Below are 16,328 nucleotides of genomic sequence, written 5' to 3' on the forward strand. Positions count from 1 at the left end.
ATGTTAGCGATGAGATCGTTTCTGCTCGCCGGGCTTGCCCTCGGTGCGATGATCGCCGCGGCACAGGCTGCCGAGGTCAAGCTCGGCATCGCTGCGCCGATCACCGGCAACAGCGCCGCCATCGGCGTCCAGTTCAAGAACGGCGTCAGCCAAGCTGTCGAGGATATCAACAAGGCCGGCGGGATCAAGGGCACGACCCTGACGGTCCTGGTCGGCGACGATGCCTCGGATCCCAAGCAGGGTGTCTCGGTGGCCAACAAGTTCGCCAGCGACGGCGTCAAGATGGTGGTCGGCGACTATAATTCCGGCGTGTCGATCCCGGCCTCCGACGTCTATCTCGACGCCGGAATCATCCAGATCACCCCGGCCTCCACCAACGTGAAGTTCACCGAGCGCGGGATGTGGAACACCTTCCGCACCTGCGGCCGCGACGACCAGCAAGCTGCGGTGGCGGGCGCGTATCTGGTAGCCAACTACAAGGACAAGAAGATCGCTTTCGTCCACGACAAGACCCCTTACGGCAAGGGCCTGGTCGACGAGACCCAGATGGTGCTCAAGGCCAAGGGCGTGAAGCCGGTGATCTTCGAGGGCATCAACCCGGGTGAGAAGGATTACTCGGCCCTGGTCTCGAAACTGAAGTCGGCCAACGTCGATATCGTCTATTTCGGCGGCTACTACACCGAGGCCGGGCTGATCCTGCGTCAGATGCGCGACCAGGGCCTGAAGGCTCCGCTGATGGGCGGCGACGGCATGGTCGACCGCGAGCTGGTGGCGATCGCCGGTCCGGCCGCCGAGGGCACGCTGACCACCTTCCCGCCGGATGCCCGCAAGAACCCGAACGCCAAGGCCGCCCTGGCCGCGTTCAAGGCCAAGAACATCGATCCCGAGGGCTACACGCTCTATTCCTATGCCTCCGTTCAGGTGCTCGCCAAGGCGATCGCCGAGACCGGTTCCACCGACGGCAAGAAGCTGGCCGATTGGTTGCACCAGGGTAAGCCGGTCGACACGGTGGTCGGCCCGATCGCGTACGACAAGAAGGGCGACATCACCCGGCCGGACTACGTCCTGTACGAGTGGAAGAAGGGCGCCGACGGCAAGATCGACTACACCGGCAACGAACTGACCAAGTAATCTGCCTTCAATTCCGGCCGACGCCGCCCCGCACGCATGCGTGGGGCGGCGTCTGCGTTTCCGGAACGGTGGATTCGTCAGCCTTAATCGTTCTTCCCGCCGCCCCACCCGATGCGTACGCTCAAGAATTGTGCATGATGCCGGCGGCAGGCGGGCCGGCAGGCTGCCGCGACCTGCCGGGGGAGGCCGAATGACGGCGGCGCAACACGCAACCGGGGACGCTCGCGCGACGGTGGCGGCCGGTCGTACGTCGTCCGCCACAGATCTGCGCGCCACCGCAGCCCAGCTTCCGGCACCATCATTGCAAAGGCGTCGCCCGAGCGGGCGGGGCCGAGCGCCGAGCCGCCAGCCGATCCCGTTCGACCTGATCCAGGAGTTCCGTACCGATGCAGTCTGATATCGCTCGCCGTGGCCTTGCCGCGGCGCTCGGCCTGAGCCTCGCCCTGGCCCCCCTCAGCCTGCGGGCCGAGGATCTGACCGGTACCCTCAAGAAGGTGAAGGATAGCGGCGCCCTCGTCATCGGCTACCGCGACGCCTCCGTGCCGTTCTCCTATCTCGGCGGCGACCAGAAGCCGGTCGGCTACGCGATGGAGATTTGCTTCAAGATCGCCGACGCCGTGAAGGCCAATCTCGGCCTGCCGAACCTCGAAGTGAAGCTCAACCCGGTCACCTCCGCCACCCGCATCCCGCTGATGGCGAACGGCACGATCGACCTCGAATGCGGTTCGACGACGAACAACGTCGAGCGCGAGAAGCAGGTGTGGTTCACCAACTCGCACTTCCTGACCGCGACCCGCTACGTCTCGAAGAAGTCGGCCAACCTGCACACGATCGAGGACCTGAAGGGCAAGACCGTTGTGTCGACCTCCGGCACCACGAACATCAAGCAGATCAACGAGGCCAACACCGAGCGGAAGCTCGGCCTGACGATCCTGCCGGCCAAGGACCATGCCGAGGCGTTCCTGATGGTCGAGACCGGCCGCGCCGTGGCCTTCGTGATGGACGACGTGCTGCTCGCCTCCCTGGCCGCCTCCTCCAAGGACCCGTCGGCCTACGAGATCTCAACCGAGGCCCTGTCCAAGCCCGAGCCCTACGGGATCATGGTGCGCAAGGACGACACGGCGTTCAAGAAGGTCGCCGACGAGGCCACCGCCAAGCTCTACACGAGTCCCGAAGGCAAGGCGCTCTACGACAAGTGGTTCACCCAGCCGATCCCGCCGCGCAACATCAACCTCAACCTGCCGATGAGCGCGGAGATGAAGAAGCAGTTCACGACGCCGATCTCCAGCCCCGATCCGGCTGCCTACTGAGCGCCGTCCAAGGTGACGCGCACCGCGGGGCCCGGCCCTGCGGTGCGCCTTCATAAGGTCAGAGCAGAACCAGCACGATGAACTACAATTGGAACTGGCGGATCTTCTTCGATGCCTCGCCCGAGGGCAACGGCACCTATCTCGACATGCTGCTCTCCGGGCTCATGTGGACGATCGCCACCGCCCTGTGCTCCTGGATCATCGCGTTCTTCCTCGGCTCCCTGATCGGGGTGCTGCGGACGCTGCCGTCGAAGACCGCCAACGCGATCGGCACGGCCTATGTCGAGCTGTTCCGGAACGTGCCGCTGCTGGTGCAGATGTTCCTCTGGTACTTCGTGCTGCCCGAGGTGGTGCCCACGCGTTTCGGCGATGCGATCAAGCAACTGCCTGACGCGCCGTTCTACACCGCGGTGGTGTGCCTGGGCTTCTTCACCGCCTCGCGGGTGGCCGAGCAGGTCCGGGCCGGCATCCAGTCGCTGCCGCGCGGCCAGAACATGGCCGGCACCGCGATGGGCTTCACAGTCTACCAGACCTACCGGTACGTGCTGCTGCCGAACGCCTACCGGATCATCCTGCCGCCGATGACCTCGGAATTCCTGAACAACCTCAAGAACACCTCCGTGGCCCTGACGATCGGCCTCCTGGAACTGACCGCCCGCGCCCGCTCGATGCAGGAATTCTCGTTCCAGGTGTTCGAGGCGTTCACGGCGGCGACGCTGCTGTACGTGATCGTCAACCTCGTGGTCGTCACCGCGGCGACCTACCTGGAGCGCGCCGTCGCGATCCCCGGCCAGCGCTGAGGCGCCGGCCCCGCCCCCCGATTTCCCCGATCCGCCGGCGCTCGGCCACCGCGAACAGGTCCCGATGCTCTCGAATTTCGATTTCAACGTCATCCTCTCGTCCCTGCCCTACCTGTTCGGGCAGGGCATGGTCTTCACGGTGACGCTCACCGCCATGGCGGCGGTCGGCGGCGTGATCATCGGCACGCTGCTGGCGATGGCCCGGCTCTCGAGCGTGCCGGGCCTCAGCCACCTCGCGAAGGGCTATGTCGAGCTGTGCCGCTCGCTGCCGCTGGTGCTGGTGATCTTCTGGTTTTACTTCCTGGTGCCGTATATCGGCGCCTACGTGACCGGCGCCTCGACCCCGATCCAGGTCGGCGCCTTCCCGTCGGCGCTCATCACCTTCATGGCCTTCGAGGCGGCCTACTTCTCCGAGATCATGCGTGCCGGCATCCAGTCGATCCCCAAGGGACAGACCGGGGCGGCCCTGGCGCTCGGAATGAACTACTGGCAGACCATGGCCAACGTCGTCCTGCCCCAGGCCTTCCGCAACATGCTGCCGCTTCTGCTGACGCAGACCGTGGTGCTGTTCCAGGATACCTCCCTGGTCTACGTGCTTTCGCTCACCGACTTCATGGGCGCCGCCTCGAAGGTGGCGCAGCGCGACGGCCGCCTCGTCGAGATGTATATCTTCGCCGCCGTCGTCTACTTCTTGATCTGCTTCACGGCCTCGTTCCTGGTGCGTCGCCTGCAGCGCCGCGTCGCCATCATCCGCTGACCGACACTGGAGTCCGCGCCATGACCTCGACCCCGATGCCGGCCCCGTCCGTCAAGGAGCCCGTCGCAGACGCCGCCCACGCCCCCCGGGATTCCGGGCTGCAGCCGGGGCGACTCGTCTCCGGCGAGCCCGCGGCGGCGCCCGGTGAGACGATGATCGCCATCGACAACATCAGCAAATGGTACGGCGACTTCCAGGTGCTGACCAACTGCACCACCAAGGTCGCCAAGGGCGAGGTCGTGGTGGTCTGCGGCCCCTCGGGTTCGGGCAAGTCGACCCTGATCAAGTGCGTCAACGCCCTCGAGCCGTTCCAGAAGGGCCAGATCACCGTCGCCGGCACCAAGGTGATCGACAAGTCGACCAACCTGCCTAAGCTGCGCTCCCGGGTCGGCATGGTGTTCCAGCACTTCGAGCTGTTCCCGCACCTGTCGATCACCGAGAACCTCACCATCGCCCAGCGCAAGGTCCTGGGCCGCGGCGCCGAGGACGCCAAGAAGCGCGGCCTCGACCTGCTGGCCCGGGTGGGCCTGAGCGCCCAGGCGGAAAAATTTCCGGGGCAGCTCTCGGGCGGTCAGCAGCAGCGCGTGGCGATCGCCCGGGCGCTCGCCATGAACCCGGTGGTGATGCTGTTCGACGAACCGACCTCGGCGCTGGACCCCGAGATGGTCGGCGAGGTGCTCGACGTGATGGTCGAGCTCGCCAAGGAGGGCATGACCATGATGGTCGTGACCCACGAGATGGGCTTCGCCCGCAAGGTCGCCGACCGGGTGATCTTCATGGATCGCGGCGAGATCGTCGAGGACGCCAAGAAGGAGGATTTCTTCGGCAGCCCCCGCTCCGAGCGCGCCCAGACCTTCTTGTCGAAGATCCTGCAGCACTGATTTTTTTCGACTTGGCCGAGGGATCTCGGATATCGCCGCGTGACGAAGGGAATGCCTACCCCCGTCACGCCGTCCGCTTGCGACCGTGGGCACCGGTCTTGAGACCGGCCGCGAGAACCTCGCCCATCCGCACCTGCCAGCCCGGGCCGGTGGCCTGGTAGCCTTCGATCACGTCGGGGGGCAGGCGCAGGGTAACGAGCTTCTTGCTGGTCTCCGATCTGGGACGGCCGCGCTGCGTGAGCCTCGCGAAGAGTGCCGGATCCAGAACCTCGGAGGCCGGGCGGCCCTGCGCGGCCTGTTCGTCGGTGACCTCCGGTGCGTCCGGATCGCGCGCGATCGCGGCCTGGATCCGGGCCTCCTCGGCGTCGCTGATCGGGCCTGCCTTACGCTTGGTCATAGAGGCTCCTCTCTTTGCGACTAGCCGGCCGAAGGCTGATGGCCGTCACCGCCTCCGTCCCGAGCGGCGAAAACACCAGCGCCCTCAAATGGCCGTCGAGCCATCCGACGGCGATGAATCGCGGGCGGCCGTCCGGTCCCGGATAAGCCGGGACGACGATGGCGCTGTCCCATTCGAAGCGGTCGCGAGCATCGACTAAATCGAGACCATGCCCCTCCGGCTCGGGGCGCAGGTTGATCGCGCGCTTGCGCTCATCCCAGACCATTTGCACCGAATTAATGTAACTACAGATCAGGCCGTCGGCAAGGCACTTGTGCGGTCGACCCAGAAGCTTGAGCGGCTTTGGTGGACCTAGACGACTGCCGCCTGCGCGGCCCGATACTCCCGCCCGTGCTGGCAATAGCCCTCGACGATGCGGATCATCATCGCGCGCTTCTCGGCGTCCAGGGGTGACAGGATCCGGGCCGGGCGGCCGCCCCAGAGATAGCCGGCCCCCAGGATCTGGCCGGGATCGGTGGTGGCGCCGGCCGCCAGCATGACGTCGTCGGCGATCAGCGTGCCGGGGGCGACCGTGGCGCCGATGCCGATCAGGGCCCGCGCGCCGATCCGGCAATCGGCGATCCGGACGTTGTGGGCGATGGTCGTGTCGCGCCCGATCACGACGCCCTCGGCCCGGCTGCGGATCGTCGTGTTGTCCTGGATGTTGGTGTCGGCCCCGACCACGATCGGCCCGGCCTCGGCGTTGAGATCGCACGAAAACAGCACACTGACGCCGGCCCCCAGGCTCACCCGTCCACGCAGGCGCGCGGTCCGGGCGACGAACACGCTGTCCTCGACCTCCGGGGGGAGCCCAAGTTCGACGGATGCCCCGTCGCCCATCCGCTCGCGCAGGCGCTCGGCGCGCTCGGCGACCTCGTCCGGGCCGACCGGCCGGCTTGGCCGAGCCGGGCTGCCGGCATAAGCGTATCCGCCCGCGAGCCTCATGCGCGGGAACACGGTCGCGCCCGCTTCGATCACCGCGGTGTCGCCGATCTCGGCGCCGTCGAGGATCACGACGTCGTCCTCGATCACGACGTCGGAGCCGATCGTGCAGGCATGAACGACGCTGTTGCGACCGACCGTGACCCGGTCGCCGACCTGCGTCCCGTGGGTGAGCGTGGCGATGTGCACCGTCGAACGGTGGCCGAGCCAGAACCTGTCCCCGAGGGTGATGGCCTGCCCGTCGGCGCGGATCACCGCCTCGTCGCCGATCCAGGCCTGGGCGCCGATCCGGGCGGAGCCGATCACCGTGCTCCCGCGCCCGCACCAGACCGGGCGGCTCGCGAAATCCGGCAGGACGCCCGCGTAGGGCAGGATCAGGTCGGGGGTCACACGTTCATCCTTCTCCGCCGATCACGCCCGCGACCGGGGCGAATGCGACTTCTCGTGCCATATAGAGGCGCGACCGGGTGTGACAGGCGTGGGACCGGCACGCGCCGCTTGAGGATCGTCGGACGAGGATGTTGGACCGGAGCATGAGCGCCCCCGCACCGAGCGTCGCCATCCAGACCGAACCGTTCGACACCGCCGCCGAGATTGCCCGGGTGAGCGTCGAACTAGGCGGCCGGGCCGGCGCGGTCGTCACCTTCACGGGCCTCTGCCGGGACGAGGCCGGGCGGCTGGCGGCGCTCGAACTCGAGCATTATCCCGGCATGGCGGAGGCGGAGATCCTCCGTGTCGCCGTGGACGCCGTCGCCCGCTGGCCGCTTCAGGCCCTGCGGGTGATCCATCGCCACGGCCGCGTGCGTCCGGGCGACGGCATCGTGCTGGTGGTGACAGCCTCCAGCCACCGGGTCGCGGCCTTCGAGGCGGCGAACTTCCTGATGGACTACCTCAAGACCCGCGCGCCGTTCTGGAAGCGCGAGCACTTGGCCGACGGCACCGTCGGCGGCTGGGTCGAGGCCGCCGCCCACGACGACGCGGCCGCGGAGCGCTGGGGGCAGTAGACCCGCGCTCCGGAGGTCTCGCTGCGCCCTTTCCCGGGCGCATGCAGCGTCAGCGGAATGCGACCCGGGACCCAGCGCAACACACCGCGAAGCGTCCGTTATCCCTTGATCGTGCCGCTGCGCAGCGCTTTCCTTGCTGGGTCCCGGATCGCCTTTCACTGCGTTCCAGGCGTCCGGGAAAGGTGGGCGGCTCATCCGAGACGGCCGGGCCCGCCGCCTGTGATCCCAAGCGCCAGAATACGCCCTACAGGATCGCGTTGAGCAGCACCGCGGCCAAGGCGCCCGCGACGGCGAGGCCGAGGATGACCACGCTGCTGAGTTGGTCCCCCGTATCCACGGTCCGGCCCGGGCCGAGGGAATGGATGTGGGGCTCGTTGCTGCTCACGCGGTCTCTCCTGGAGGCGCCCGGCTCCCGGCGGGAGCGCTTGCGTGGGCGGACAACGCGCGAAAGGCCGTCCGGTCTCGCCCGGCCGCACACAAGCTTGGTACGGCGTCGCCCTTGACCGCGGCCAGTCCGGGGCGTTCGTGAGCCTGCGACGCAGGAGCAATGATGACGGACGGTCAATCTCGGGATCTGGACGGCCCGGTCGGGCCCTGGCGCGGAGCCTTGCCGCTGGCGGCTTCGGGGATCGCCGTCGTCTGCTTCGTGGCGTTGCTGGCGCTGGCCTGGATGTCGGTGGGCACGCTCCTGCTGATCTTCGCGGGCGTGCTGCTCGGCGTGTTCCTCGACGGCCTGACCCGGGGGCTCGGCCACGTCCTGCCCCTGCCCCGGGGCCTGCGCCTGACGATCGCCAGCCTCGCGGTCGCCGTCGCGGTGATCGGCTTCGCATCCTACGGCGGGGCCACCATCGTGCAGCAGGGCCGCGATCTCGGAACCACGATCAAGAACCAGGCCGGCACGGTGTCGAGCTGGCTGTCCGAGCGCGGCATCGACGTGCCGAGCCTGGCGCCGAAGGGCGGCTCGGCCGAGCCCGGTCAGAAGGAGGGCGGCCTCGGCGGGCTCGCAAACGGCCTGCTCAAGAGCAGCAGCTCGATCGTCTCCGACGCCGGCAGCGTCCTCGGGCCGGCGGCGGCTGTGATCCTCGGCTTGTTCGATGCGCTGGGCAACCTGCTGGTGATCGCCTTCCTGGGGCTGGCCTTCGCGGCCGACCCAGAGGCCTATCGGGACGGGGTGCTGCGGTTCGTGCCGCCTCAGAAGCGTCGGCGCGCCGCCAAGGTGCTGGACGGCGCCGGCGAGACCTTGCGGCACTGGCTGTTCGGCCAGTTGATCATCATGGCGGCGATCTTCGTTTGCACCTGGGCCGGGCTGGCCTTCCTGGGGATCGGCGGCGCGCTGATCCTCGGCCTACAGGCCGGGCTTTTGGCCTTCGTGCCGACCGTGGGACCGCTGGTGGCGGGCATCGTGATCATCTTGGCGGCCCTGGCCTCGGGCCTCAAGGCGGTGATCGGCGCCGTCGGCGTCTACTTGGCGGTGCAGTGCCTGGAGAGCTACGGCCTGACCCCGTTCATCCAGAAGCGCGCGCTGGACATCCCCCCGGCCACGATTTTTGCCGGCCAGTTGATCCTAGGCGTCATCTTCGGGCTGTGGGGCATCGCCCTGGCGCTGCCCCTGATGGCGGTGATCAAGGTTCTGCTGGAACAGCTCTACGTGGAGGACACGCTGCACGAGCCGGCGAGCAGCTGAGCCGCACGGCCTGATGCGCGGGACCGCGAGCCCGAACCCAATCGGTTTGTCCGTGTCGATGTCTGGGAAGAGTGGATTTGCGAGGGTCCGCTTCTGAGTGAGAGTTGGCAGACACCGCCGTCGCACCCAATCACGACTGAGAGCAGCCGTATGACCGCGCGCACCGTGCTCGATAGCGGGCAAACCGAGCGGCCCCCCATAGGGCCTACCTCGATGAACTTTGGCCGACCTCGATGAGGCAAGCAATTCAGTTTGGCCGGCGTGTATCCAGAGTTTACGACTTGTCCGGCTCGGTTGACGGAGGGGCAGTGCCCCCCACGCCTATGCCTAGATCAACTCCCCTGTGAGGCGGTACTCCGCTCGGCAGCATGGGAGCGGGTGAGGGCTCCTTCTGCGCCTGAACAAGGCCAGCTTCCACCTCTCGGATGAGATCTGCGAAGGCGTACGGCTTGCTGAGCAGGCGTGTACCTGGCGGCAAGTCGTGCTGAAGATCCACCCCGGCTCCCGAGGTGACGATGATGCCAACACCGGGCCAACGGTGGTGAACGAGGTGGGCAAGGGCGACACCATCGCCCACGATGGCCCGCCCTGTGATCAACATGCGCACGGCGACTGACCCTTGGAGGACCGCCACCGCCTCAGCGGCAGTGCACACCTCCATGGTCTGAAAGCCAACATCCGTCAGCATGTCGGCGGTGACCATACGGACGAGCTCGTCAGCCTCCGCGATGAGGATGGCTAGAGGTCTGCTGTCAGACATGATGTGCTCCGCGCGAACAGGGCGGGAGCGCACGCTGCTCTCAGGCACAGGCGGCCGGGACCAAAGCCAGTGATGGTCCGTTATGCGCTAATTATCAGCCGGGCGCGATGGCCCTGAGTTGTGGCCGCTCGCTACCCCAAGCCGAAGTTGCGCCACGGCAGATCGATAGCTGCTCTCGGGAAGCGCCTTTGGCGATCCGGTTGGCCGGGTTGGGTCGAAAACAGCCATTTCGTAGGCGAGACCGGCATTCGGACCCACGGACGATTCTGGCCGCGTTCGCCCGTACGTCCGAACTTCTGGCCCTGCCGTCCGCGCTGCCGACTCGTCACCCGCGCAAGCCCGACTCGATCATCCGCGCCACCGCCAGGGCCCGGGCGTCGTCGCCGAAGCGGCCGATCACCTGGACGCCCACCGGCAGGCGCTCGCCCGGCACCGGTACGTTCACGCAGGGCACGCCCATCAGGGTCCAGAGCTGGTTGAAGCGCGGGTCGCCCGTCGAGGCCAGGGTGGCAGGTGCCGGGCCCGGAGCCGAGAAGGTGAGGATCGCGTCGTATTCGGCGAACAGGCCCTTGAGCACCCGGCGAGCCCGGTGGCCGTGGCGGCGGGCCTCGTCATACTCCGCCGCCTCGATCGCCGCGCCCGCGTCGAGATGCTCCCGGACCCGCGGCGGCAGCGCGTCGCGATGGCCGTCGTACTCCCAAGCCAGCGCCAGCCGGCCCTCGTAGTTCTGGATGATTCGGTGGCGCTCCCAGGCGAGCGCCAGCTCGGGCGGCAGCGTCAGGTCGGCGACCTGCGCACCGGACCGCTCGGCCGCCTGCCGGGCGCGGTTCAGGGCGGCGTCGGCGGCGGGCTCCGGCGCTTCGGCGAAATCCTGCCGCACGAGGCCGATGCGCGGCGCCGAGCCGGTCTCGGCCCGGTCGATCTCCGGTCGCCCGGTCACCAGCGCCAGGGCGTGGGCGACGTCCGCGACCCCGGCGGCGAACAGCCCGACCGTGTCGAGCGCCCAGGAATAGGTCTTGACCCCGACCGTCGGGATCAGCCGGAAGGACGGCTTCACCGCCGCGCAGCCGCAATAGCTCGCCGGCCGGATCACCGAGCCGGCGGTCTGCGTGCCGAGCGCCAAGGGCAGCATCCCGGCACCCACCGCGGCGGCCGAGCCCGCCGAGGATCCGCCCGGGGTATGGCCGGGATCGTGCGGGTTGACGGTCGCGGTCGGGTCGCTGCTGGCGAAGGCCGTGGTCGTGGTCTTGGCGAGTGCCACGGCACCGAGGCGCTTCAGACGCGCCACCACCGAGGCATCGCCCCGAGGCTGCCAGCCGGCGTACAGCGACGAACCCATCTGACTCGGCAGGCCGGCGCTGTCGATAATGTCCTTCACGCCCACCGCGATGCCGGCGAGCGGCCCGGAATCCGGGATGGCCGGGTTGTCGTCCAGGGTGACCAGCGCCCGCAGCTCCGGCTCCCGCGCGGCGATGGCCGCGCGGCATAGATCGATCGCGCCCGAAGGCGTCAGGGTGCCGGCTTCGATGCGGGCGCGGAGGTCGAGGATTGAAAGCATCTTTTATTCAGTCCGCGGTCGACGGTCGCTGTCAACTAGATCCCCTGCCGCCGGTGTAATTGCGGATTCGGTGCATGTGCGCTCGTCCCCCCACGGACTTGCCGCCGCTCCTGATCAGACGCCGACAGCGCGCAATCCGCGAAAACCACAGGGCTCGCCGATCCCGAATCGCCGTTGACGAACGCTTTACGGGACCGTGCGCATCGTCCGGGTCATGTGGCGTGGCGTATCCCTGTTCTCCGCCCTGGCGCTGTTCGGCGCGGGGCTCACCGCTTGCTCGATCAACCGGTTCGAGCGGCGCGACCCGTGGCGCGACCAGGCGGAGCAAGTCTGCCTGGCGAAGAAACTGGTCGAGCCGACCGAGTTCATCACGCCGATCGCGGCGATGGACGGGCCAGGTCCGTGCGGCATGCAGCAGCCCTTCCGGGTGACGCGGCTCGCCGGCGGCACGGTGGTGATGAAGCAGCGGATGACGCTCGGCTGCCCGGCGCTCGCAGAGGCCGAGGCCTGGCTCGCCGACACCATCCAGCCCGCTGCGAACCTGTATTTCGGCGTGCCTGTGGCCGAGATCAACGCTGGCTCCTACTCCTGCCGGGGGCGCAACAATCAGCCCGGCGCCAAGCTCTCCGAGCACGGCTTCGGCAACGCGATCGACGTGATGTCGATCAAGCTCGCGGACGGCCACGTCATCACCGTCAAGGGCGGCTGGCGCGGCACCGAGGCGGAGCAGGGCTTCCTGCGCGAGATCTTCCTGGGTGCCTGCCAGCGGTTCACCACGGTGCTGGCCCCAGGCTCGAACGTGTTCCACTACGACCACATCCACGTCGACCTTGCCCGGCACGACCCGCGCGGCCTGAAGCGGATCTGCCAGCCGTTCATCAAGTTCACGCCCCAGCTCGGGAATGGAGCCGAGCGGCCCCTGTCGCGCCCGCTGCCGCCAACCCGCCAGCCGGCCGCCCCGCAGGCCCCGGTGGATATCGAGGAGGACGATCCCTACGGAGTCTCGCCGATGTCGAAGGCTGCGAGCCCGACCCAGGTCGCCCGAGCCCCGGCACGCCTGCCCGCGGCCTCGGCCTACACCTCGGCGCCGCCGGTCCGGCCCGCACCCCGGGTCGCCGCCGCCCCCGAGGAGCCGGCGCAGGATTACGACGAGCCGCTGCAGCTCGGCGCGCCGCCGCCGAGCACGGGGCCGATCTACTGAGACGCCCGGTTTTCGGCGTACCGCGGTAGGCCCGGACCTGTAGCGGCCGGGCCGCACAGATCGGCTAAAGCGTTCCGGATTGTGCGCAAGAGCTTGACTGGCGGCCCAGCCGAGCCATCGTCTCGCGCATGCAGGACAGCACCCCCGTCGAGGCACGCGCCATGCGCCCGATCCTTCACAGCCTCGCCCTCGGGCTGGCACTCCTCTCCGTCGCGCAGCCGGCGCTGGCCCGCTCGGCCCGGGAGGATATCGAGCCCGCCGAAGAGCGGATCTTTCCGTTCGACGCGCAGATTCCCGGCTGCCAGGACCAGAGCGTGCTGGAGCGGGTCTCGACCAACTTCGCCGAGAAGGAGGCGAAGTACTGGAATTCGTCGATGACGATCCGGTCGTTCGATACGATCGAGCGCACCGCCTGGCGGCCCTGGGGCCTCGACACCTATCCGCGCCGGTTCTGCTCGGCCACCGTCACCACGTCGGACGGGGTGCGCCGCAAGGTCGACTACTCGGTGCGTGAGAGCCTCGGCATCATCGGGGCGACCTGGGGCGTCGAGTTCTGCGTCCACGGCCTCGACCGCGATCTCGCCTACGCCTACGCGACGGCCTGCCGGATGGCGCGGCCCTGAGGATGCGCGCCCGCGCCGCCTGCCTCGCCGGCCTGCTGATCGCGGGGCCGGTTGCCGCCCAGGATGTCGGCGGCTTCAGCCGCCGGGGCGAGCCGGGCGCGTTCGATTTCTACGTGCTGGCCCTGTCGTGGTCGCCGACCTACTGCGCCGGCGTCGGCGAGCGTCGCAACGACGTGCAATGCGCGCCCGGCCGGGGCCTCGGCTTCGTGGTGCACGGGCTCTGGCCGCAATATGACCGCGGCTACCCGCAGAACTGCTCCGCTGTGGAGCGGGCGCCGACCCGGCAGGCGCTGGAGGTGGCCGGCCAGGTCTATCCGAGCGAGGGGCTCGCCCGGCACGAGTGGCGCACCCACGGCACCTGCTCCGGCCTCGATCCGGCCCGTTACTTCCAGGCCGCCCGCGATGCGCGCCTCGCCGTCACGATCCCCGACGGCCTGAAGGGCGGCGGTGCCCCGCAGACCCTGGCGCCGATCGAGATCGCTCGGCAGTTCGTGGCCGCCAACCGCGGCCTTCGCCCCGACATGATGGCGGTGACCTGCACGCGCGGGCAGCTGCAGGAGGTGCGGATCTGCTTCTCCAAGGACCTGCGTGGCTTCACTTCATGCCCCGAGGTGGCCCGGGGCAATTGCCGCGCGCCGGACATCACCCTCGACGCCGCCCGCTGACTTTTTTGACCGTTTTTGCGGTCCGAGGCTGGACCTGGAGCGCGGGATCCGCTTGACGGCGACGCCATGAACTATCGGCACGCCTTCCACGCCGGCAACCATGCCGACGTGCTCAAGCACCTCGTTCTCGCGCGGGTGCTCGCCCACCTGAGCCTCAAGGACAAGCCGTTCCGGGCGCTCGACGCCTTCGCGGGCCTGGGCGTCTACGACCTGACCGCCGACGAGGCCTTCCGCACCGGCGAGTGGCGGGACGGCTGGGGCCGGATGGAGACGCCGTTCGCGCCCGCGGTCGAGGCGCTGCTGGCGCCCTACCGGGAGACCGTGGCGGCGGTGCAGGCTCGCTACGGCGCCACCGCCTATCCCGGTTCCCCCGCGGTGATCCGCGAGGCCCTGCGGCCCGGCGACAGGGGCGTGTTCGTCGAGCTCCACCCGGAGGACGCCGCGACCCTGGGGGAGCGCTACGCGCGCGACCCGCGCACCAGGGTGCTCAGCCTGGACGGCTGGACGGCGGTCAACGCGCAGATCCCGCCGCCCGAGCGCCGCGGCCTGGTGCTGATCGACCCACCCTACGAGGTGCCGGGCGAGATCGAGCGGCTCGGGACACACCTCGCCCGCGCGGTGGCAAAATGGCCGACCGGCGTGTTCCTGGCCTGGTATCCGATCAAGGATGCCGCCGCGATCGACCGCATGGTCCGGGACCTCGATGCCGCCCTGCCTCGCCCGGCCCTGCGCCTCGACCTGCTGATCGACCGGCCGGACGACCCGACGCGGCTGTGCGGCAGTGGGTTGATCGTCGTCAATCCACCCTGGCGCCTGGCCGAGGAGGCGCTCGTATTCTTGCCGGCGCTAGCTGAGCGGCTGGCCCGGAACGCGTTCGGCGGGTTTTGCTGCGATCGGATCGGTGCAGTGGGCTGATTCGTCACTATTGCCGAAGGATCGCGCAATCGGAGCACCGGTCTGGCAAGGTCTCGCATCAGGGCGGCGCCCCGAAATGTGGCTACAAAACCACAGACCTCTGCCGACCCGTCCCAAGGGGCCGAGAATGACTAAAAACTAGGCAAGTGCCATTTGTTTGATTTTGTATCAGCGGCGGGTCGGTGTCAGCTTGGCCGGGAACCAATTCCAACGAGCTGCGAAACCATGCTGAAGCGATCCACCCTGGCCGGCTTGGCCACCGTGCTGCTCTCCTCGACCGGCATCCTCGCGGCCGACCTCTCGGCTCCTGCGCCGGTCCCCGTCGCGCCCCCGGCCGAGCCCTGCAAGGCCACCTTGCTCGGCCCGACGTATAGCGGCACGATCAAGGCCAACCCGAACCCGACCTGCTTCTCCGCCGGTCCGCTGGGCGACCTCTACGTCGGCGGCGCCGTCACCGGCTACGGCTACACGCAAAGCAACCCGTTCGCGTCGTTCTCGACGCCGGCCGCCCCGAACGATCGGGATCGCTCCGCGCGGTTCGACTTCTCGAATATCCAGGGCATCATTCAGAAGCCCGAGGGCGCGTTCCAGTTCTATATCCAGGCTGGCGGCTACTCGATCCCGCAGCTGGGCTTCCCCACCCTTGGGACGTTCACCCAGACCGACCTGCTGTTCGGCCCGGTTCCGGTCGCCTTCGGTAAGATCCAGATCAACGATGAATGGTCGGTCCAGGGCGGGCGGATGTTCACCCTGATCGGCACCGAGCTGCTGTTCACGTATCAAAACCTGAACATCAACCGCGGACTTCTGTTCGTGCAGGAGAACTTCATCAACCAGGGTGTGCAGGTCAATTACAGCAGCGGCCCGCTCTCGGTCTCACTCGCCGGCACCGACGGCTTCTTCTCCAACGAGATCACGTGGTTCACCGGCAACGTCGCCTACAAGCTCGACGACTTCAACACGATCGGCGTCAACGGCGGCTTGAATGTCGGGCGCACCAATGCGCTCGACCGCAGCCCACGCTACCAGTTCGCCACTCCGAACGCGCAGCAGAACAGCGGCATCTTCAACATCAACTACACCTACGCGAACGGTCCGTGGATCATCTCGCCCTACTTCCAGTTCACCAACGTCGAGCGTGATCTGCGGGTCGGGATCAACAACACCGCCTCGACCTATGGCGGTGCCCTGCTGGCGGCCTACTCCTTCACCGACAACTTCTCCCTAGCCGGTCGTGTCGAGTACACCGAGCAGACCGGTGTGCGGGGATCCGGCGGAACGAACCTGCTCGGCTTCGGTGCCGGCAGCAACGCTTTCTCGGTGACCGTCACGCCGACCTTCACGTTCGACCGGTACTTCTTCCGGGTCGAATACGCCCACGTCGAGCTCGGTGGGATCACCCGCGGGAATCTCGCCGAGGGTACGCTGGGCACCGGCTTCGGCCGCACCGGCAACCGTACCTCGCAGGACCGCTACATGGTCGAGACCGGCATCACGTTCTGATCTGATTCTCCAGGCCGGCCTCCGAGCCGGCCCTTTTGAAGACCCCCGGGTACGCGCTCGGGGGTTTTTTCATGCCAGAACAACACTTCGAATGCACTGCGCGGGACTGATCCTGTCTCGATGCGATCATCAAATTAAAATATAGAATCGGTCTAATC

18 protein-coding genes are annotated in these 16,328 nt (G+C 68.1%); 13 read left to right on the forward strand and 5 right to left on the reverse strand.

Features of this window, described 5'->3' with window-relative positions; all coding sequences use genetic code 11:
- The first annotated feature begins 9 nt into the window (after nucleotides 1–9).
- The 5 genes from FV233_RS14485 to FV233_RS14505 all read left to right on the forward strand — a co-directional run bounded on the left by FV233_RS14485 (nucleotide 10) and on the right by FV233_RS14505 (nucleotide 4,879).
- Nucleotides 10–1,131, forward strand: coding sequence for a branched-chain amino acid ABC transporter substrate-binding protein (locus FV233_RS14485; RefSeq protein WP_147854152.1), 1,122 nt, complete (start codon nucleotides 10–12; stop codon nucleotides 1,129–1,131).
- A 386-nt stretch (nucleotides 1,132–1,517) separates the two neighbouring features.
- Nucleotides 1,518–2,441, forward strand: a complete 924-nt coding sequence (locus tag FV233_RS14490; RefSeq protein WP_147897862.1) for an amino acid ABC transporter substrate-binding protein — start codon at nucleotides 1,518–1,520, stop codon at nucleotides 2,439–2,441.
- 77 nt (nucleotides 2,442–2,518) lie between these two features.
- Complete coding sequence (locus tag FV233_RS14495) at nucleotides 2,519–3,241, forward strand: amino acid ABC transporter permease (RefSeq protein ID WP_147854154.1); 723 nt, start codon at nucleotides 2,519–2,521, stop codon at nucleotides 3,239–3,241.
- A gap of 64 nt (nucleotides 3,242–3,305) precedes the next feature.
- Nucleotides 3,306–3,998, forward strand: a complete 693-nt coding sequence (locus tag FV233_RS14500; protein WP_147854155.1) for an ABC transporter permease subunit — start codon at nucleotides 3,306–3,308, stop codon at nucleotides 3,996–3,998.
- Between the two features lie 152 nt (nucleotides 3,999–4,150).
- Entirely contained in the window at nucleotides 4,151–4,879 is a 729-nt protein-coding gene (locus tag FV233_RS14505) for an amino acid ABC transporter ATP-binding protein (protein ID WP_147854161.1), read from the forward strand.
- Nucleotides 4,880–4,943: 64 nt separating this feature from the next.
- Here the strand turns inward: FV233_RS14505 and FV233_RS14510 are convergent, their stop codons facing one another.
- The 3 genes from FV233_RS14510 to FV233_RS14520 form a co-directional block, all read right to left on the reverse strand.
- The gene (locus FV233_RS14510; protein WP_147854156.1) at nucleotides 4,944–5,276 is read right to left on the reverse strand and encodes a BrnA antitoxin family protein; all 333 of its coding nucleotides are present in this window, start codon (nucleotides 5,274–5,276) and stop codon (nucleotides 4,944–4,946) included.
- Complete coding sequence (locus tag FV233_RS14515) at nucleotides 5,263–5,541, reverse strand: BrnT family toxin (RefSeq protein WP_147897863.1); 279 nt, start codon at nucleotides 5,539–5,541, stop codon at nucleotides 5,263–5,265. The genes FV233_RS14510 and FV233_RS14515 overlap by 14 nt, the downstream gene beginning before the upstream one ends.
- An 86-nt stretch (nucleotides 5,542–5,627) precedes the next feature.
- Nucleotides 5,628–6,647, reverse strand: coding sequence for a gamma carbonic anhydrase family protein (locus FV233_RS14520; RefSeq protein WP_147897864.1), 1,020 nt, complete (start codon nucleotides 6,645–6,647; stop codon nucleotides 5,628–5,630).
- Nucleotides 6,648–6,790: 143 nt separating this feature from the next.
- Here FV233_RS14520 and FV233_RS14525 point away from each other — a divergent pair, with 143 nt between their 5' ends.
- Nucleotides 6,791–7,261: a molybdenum cofactor biosynthesis protein MoaE gene (locus tag FV233_RS14525; RefSeq protein WP_147856479.1), complete on the forward strand. Its 471-nt coding sequence runs from the start codon at nucleotides 6,791–6,793 to the stop codon at nucleotides 7,259–7,261.
- A 244-nt stretch (nucleotides 7,262–7,505) separates the two neighbouring features.
- Here the strand turns inward: FV233_RS14525 and FV233_RS30340 are convergent, their stop codons facing one another.
- Nucleotides 7,506–7,646 (reverse strand): hypothetical protein, encoded by a 141-nt coding sequence (locus FV233_RS30340; RefSeq protein WP_187277856.1) that lies wholly within the window; start codon nucleotides 7,644–7,646, stop codon nucleotides 7,506–7,508.
- Nucleotides 7,647–7,811: 165 nt separating this feature from the next.
- Here FV233_RS30340 and FV233_RS14530 point away from each other — a divergent pair, with 165 nt between their 5' ends.
- Together FV233_RS14530 and FV233_RS31640 are read left to right on the forward strand one after the other, a co-directional pair.
- Nucleotides 7,812–8,945 (forward strand): AI-2E family transporter, encoded by a 1,134-nt coding sequence (locus FV233_RS14530; protein ID WP_187277855.1) that lies wholly within the window; start codon nucleotides 7,812–7,814, stop codon nucleotides 8,943–8,945.
- A gap of 481 nt (nucleotides 8,946–9,426) precedes the next feature.
- Nucleotides 9,427–9,561, forward strand: coding sequence for a hypothetical protein (locus FV233_RS31640; protein WP_281406516.1), 135 nt, complete (start codon nucleotides 9,427–9,429; stop codon nucleotides 9,559–9,561).
- A gap of 469 nt (nucleotides 9,562–10,030) precedes the next feature.
- Here the strand turns inward: FV233_RS31640 and FV233_RS14540 are convergent, their stop codons facing one another.
- On the reverse strand, nucleotides 10,031–11,263 hold the full coding sequence (locus FV233_RS14540; RefSeq protein WP_147897866.1) for an amidase: 1,233 nt from the start codon (nucleotides 11,261–11,263) through the stop codon (nucleotides 10,031–10,033).
- 214 nt (nucleotides 11,264–11,477) lie between these two features.
- Here FV233_RS14540 and FV233_RS14545 point away from each other — a divergent pair, with 214 nt between their 5' ends.
- The 5 genes from FV233_RS14545 (at nucleotide 11,478) to FV233_RS14565 (ending at nucleotide 16,170) form a co-directional block, all read left to right on the forward strand.
- The gene (locus tag FV233_RS14545; protein ID WP_147897870.1) at nucleotides 11,478–12,464 is read left to right on the forward strand and encodes an extensin family protein; all 987 of its coding nucleotides are present in this window, start codon (nucleotides 11,478–11,480) and stop codon (nucleotides 12,462–12,464) included.
- A 161-nt stretch (nucleotides 12,465–12,625) separates the two neighbouring features.
- Nucleotides 12,626–13,087, forward strand: a complete 462-nt coding sequence (locus FV233_RS14550) for a hypothetical protein (protein WP_147856043.1) — start codon at nucleotides 12,626–12,628, stop codon at nucleotides 13,085–13,087.
- A 2-nt stretch (nucleotides 13,088–13,089) separates the two neighbouring features.
- The gene (locus tag FV233_RS14555; RefSeq protein WP_147897867.1) at nucleotides 13,090–13,752 is read left to right on the forward strand and encodes a ribonuclease T2; all 663 of its coding nucleotides are present in this window, start codon (nucleotides 13,090–13,092) and stop codon (nucleotides 13,750–13,752) included.
- 66 nt (nucleotides 13,753–13,818) lie between these two features.
- Nucleotides 13,819–14,667, forward strand: coding sequence for a 23S rRNA (adenine(2030)-N(6))-methyltransferase RlmJ (gene rlmJ / locus FV233_RS14560; protein WP_147897868.1), 849 nt, complete (start codon nucleotides 13,819–13,821; stop codon nucleotides 14,665–14,667).
- A gap of 225 nt (nucleotides 14,668–14,892) precedes the next feature.
- On the forward strand, nucleotides 14,893–16,170 hold the full coding sequence (locus FV233_RS14565) for a porin (RefSeq protein WP_147897869.1): 1,278 nt from the start codon (nucleotides 14,893–14,895) through the stop codon (nucleotides 16,168–16,170).
- The last annotated feature ends 158 nt before the right edge of the window (nucleotides 16,171–16,328 follow it).

The sequence above is a fragment of the Methylobacterium sp. WL7 genome, from assembly GCF_008040085.1.
GTDB classification, from domain to species: domain Bacteria; phylum Pseudomonadota; class Alphaproteobacteria; order Rhizobiales; family Beijerinckiaceae; genus Methylobacterium; species Methylobacterium mesophilicum.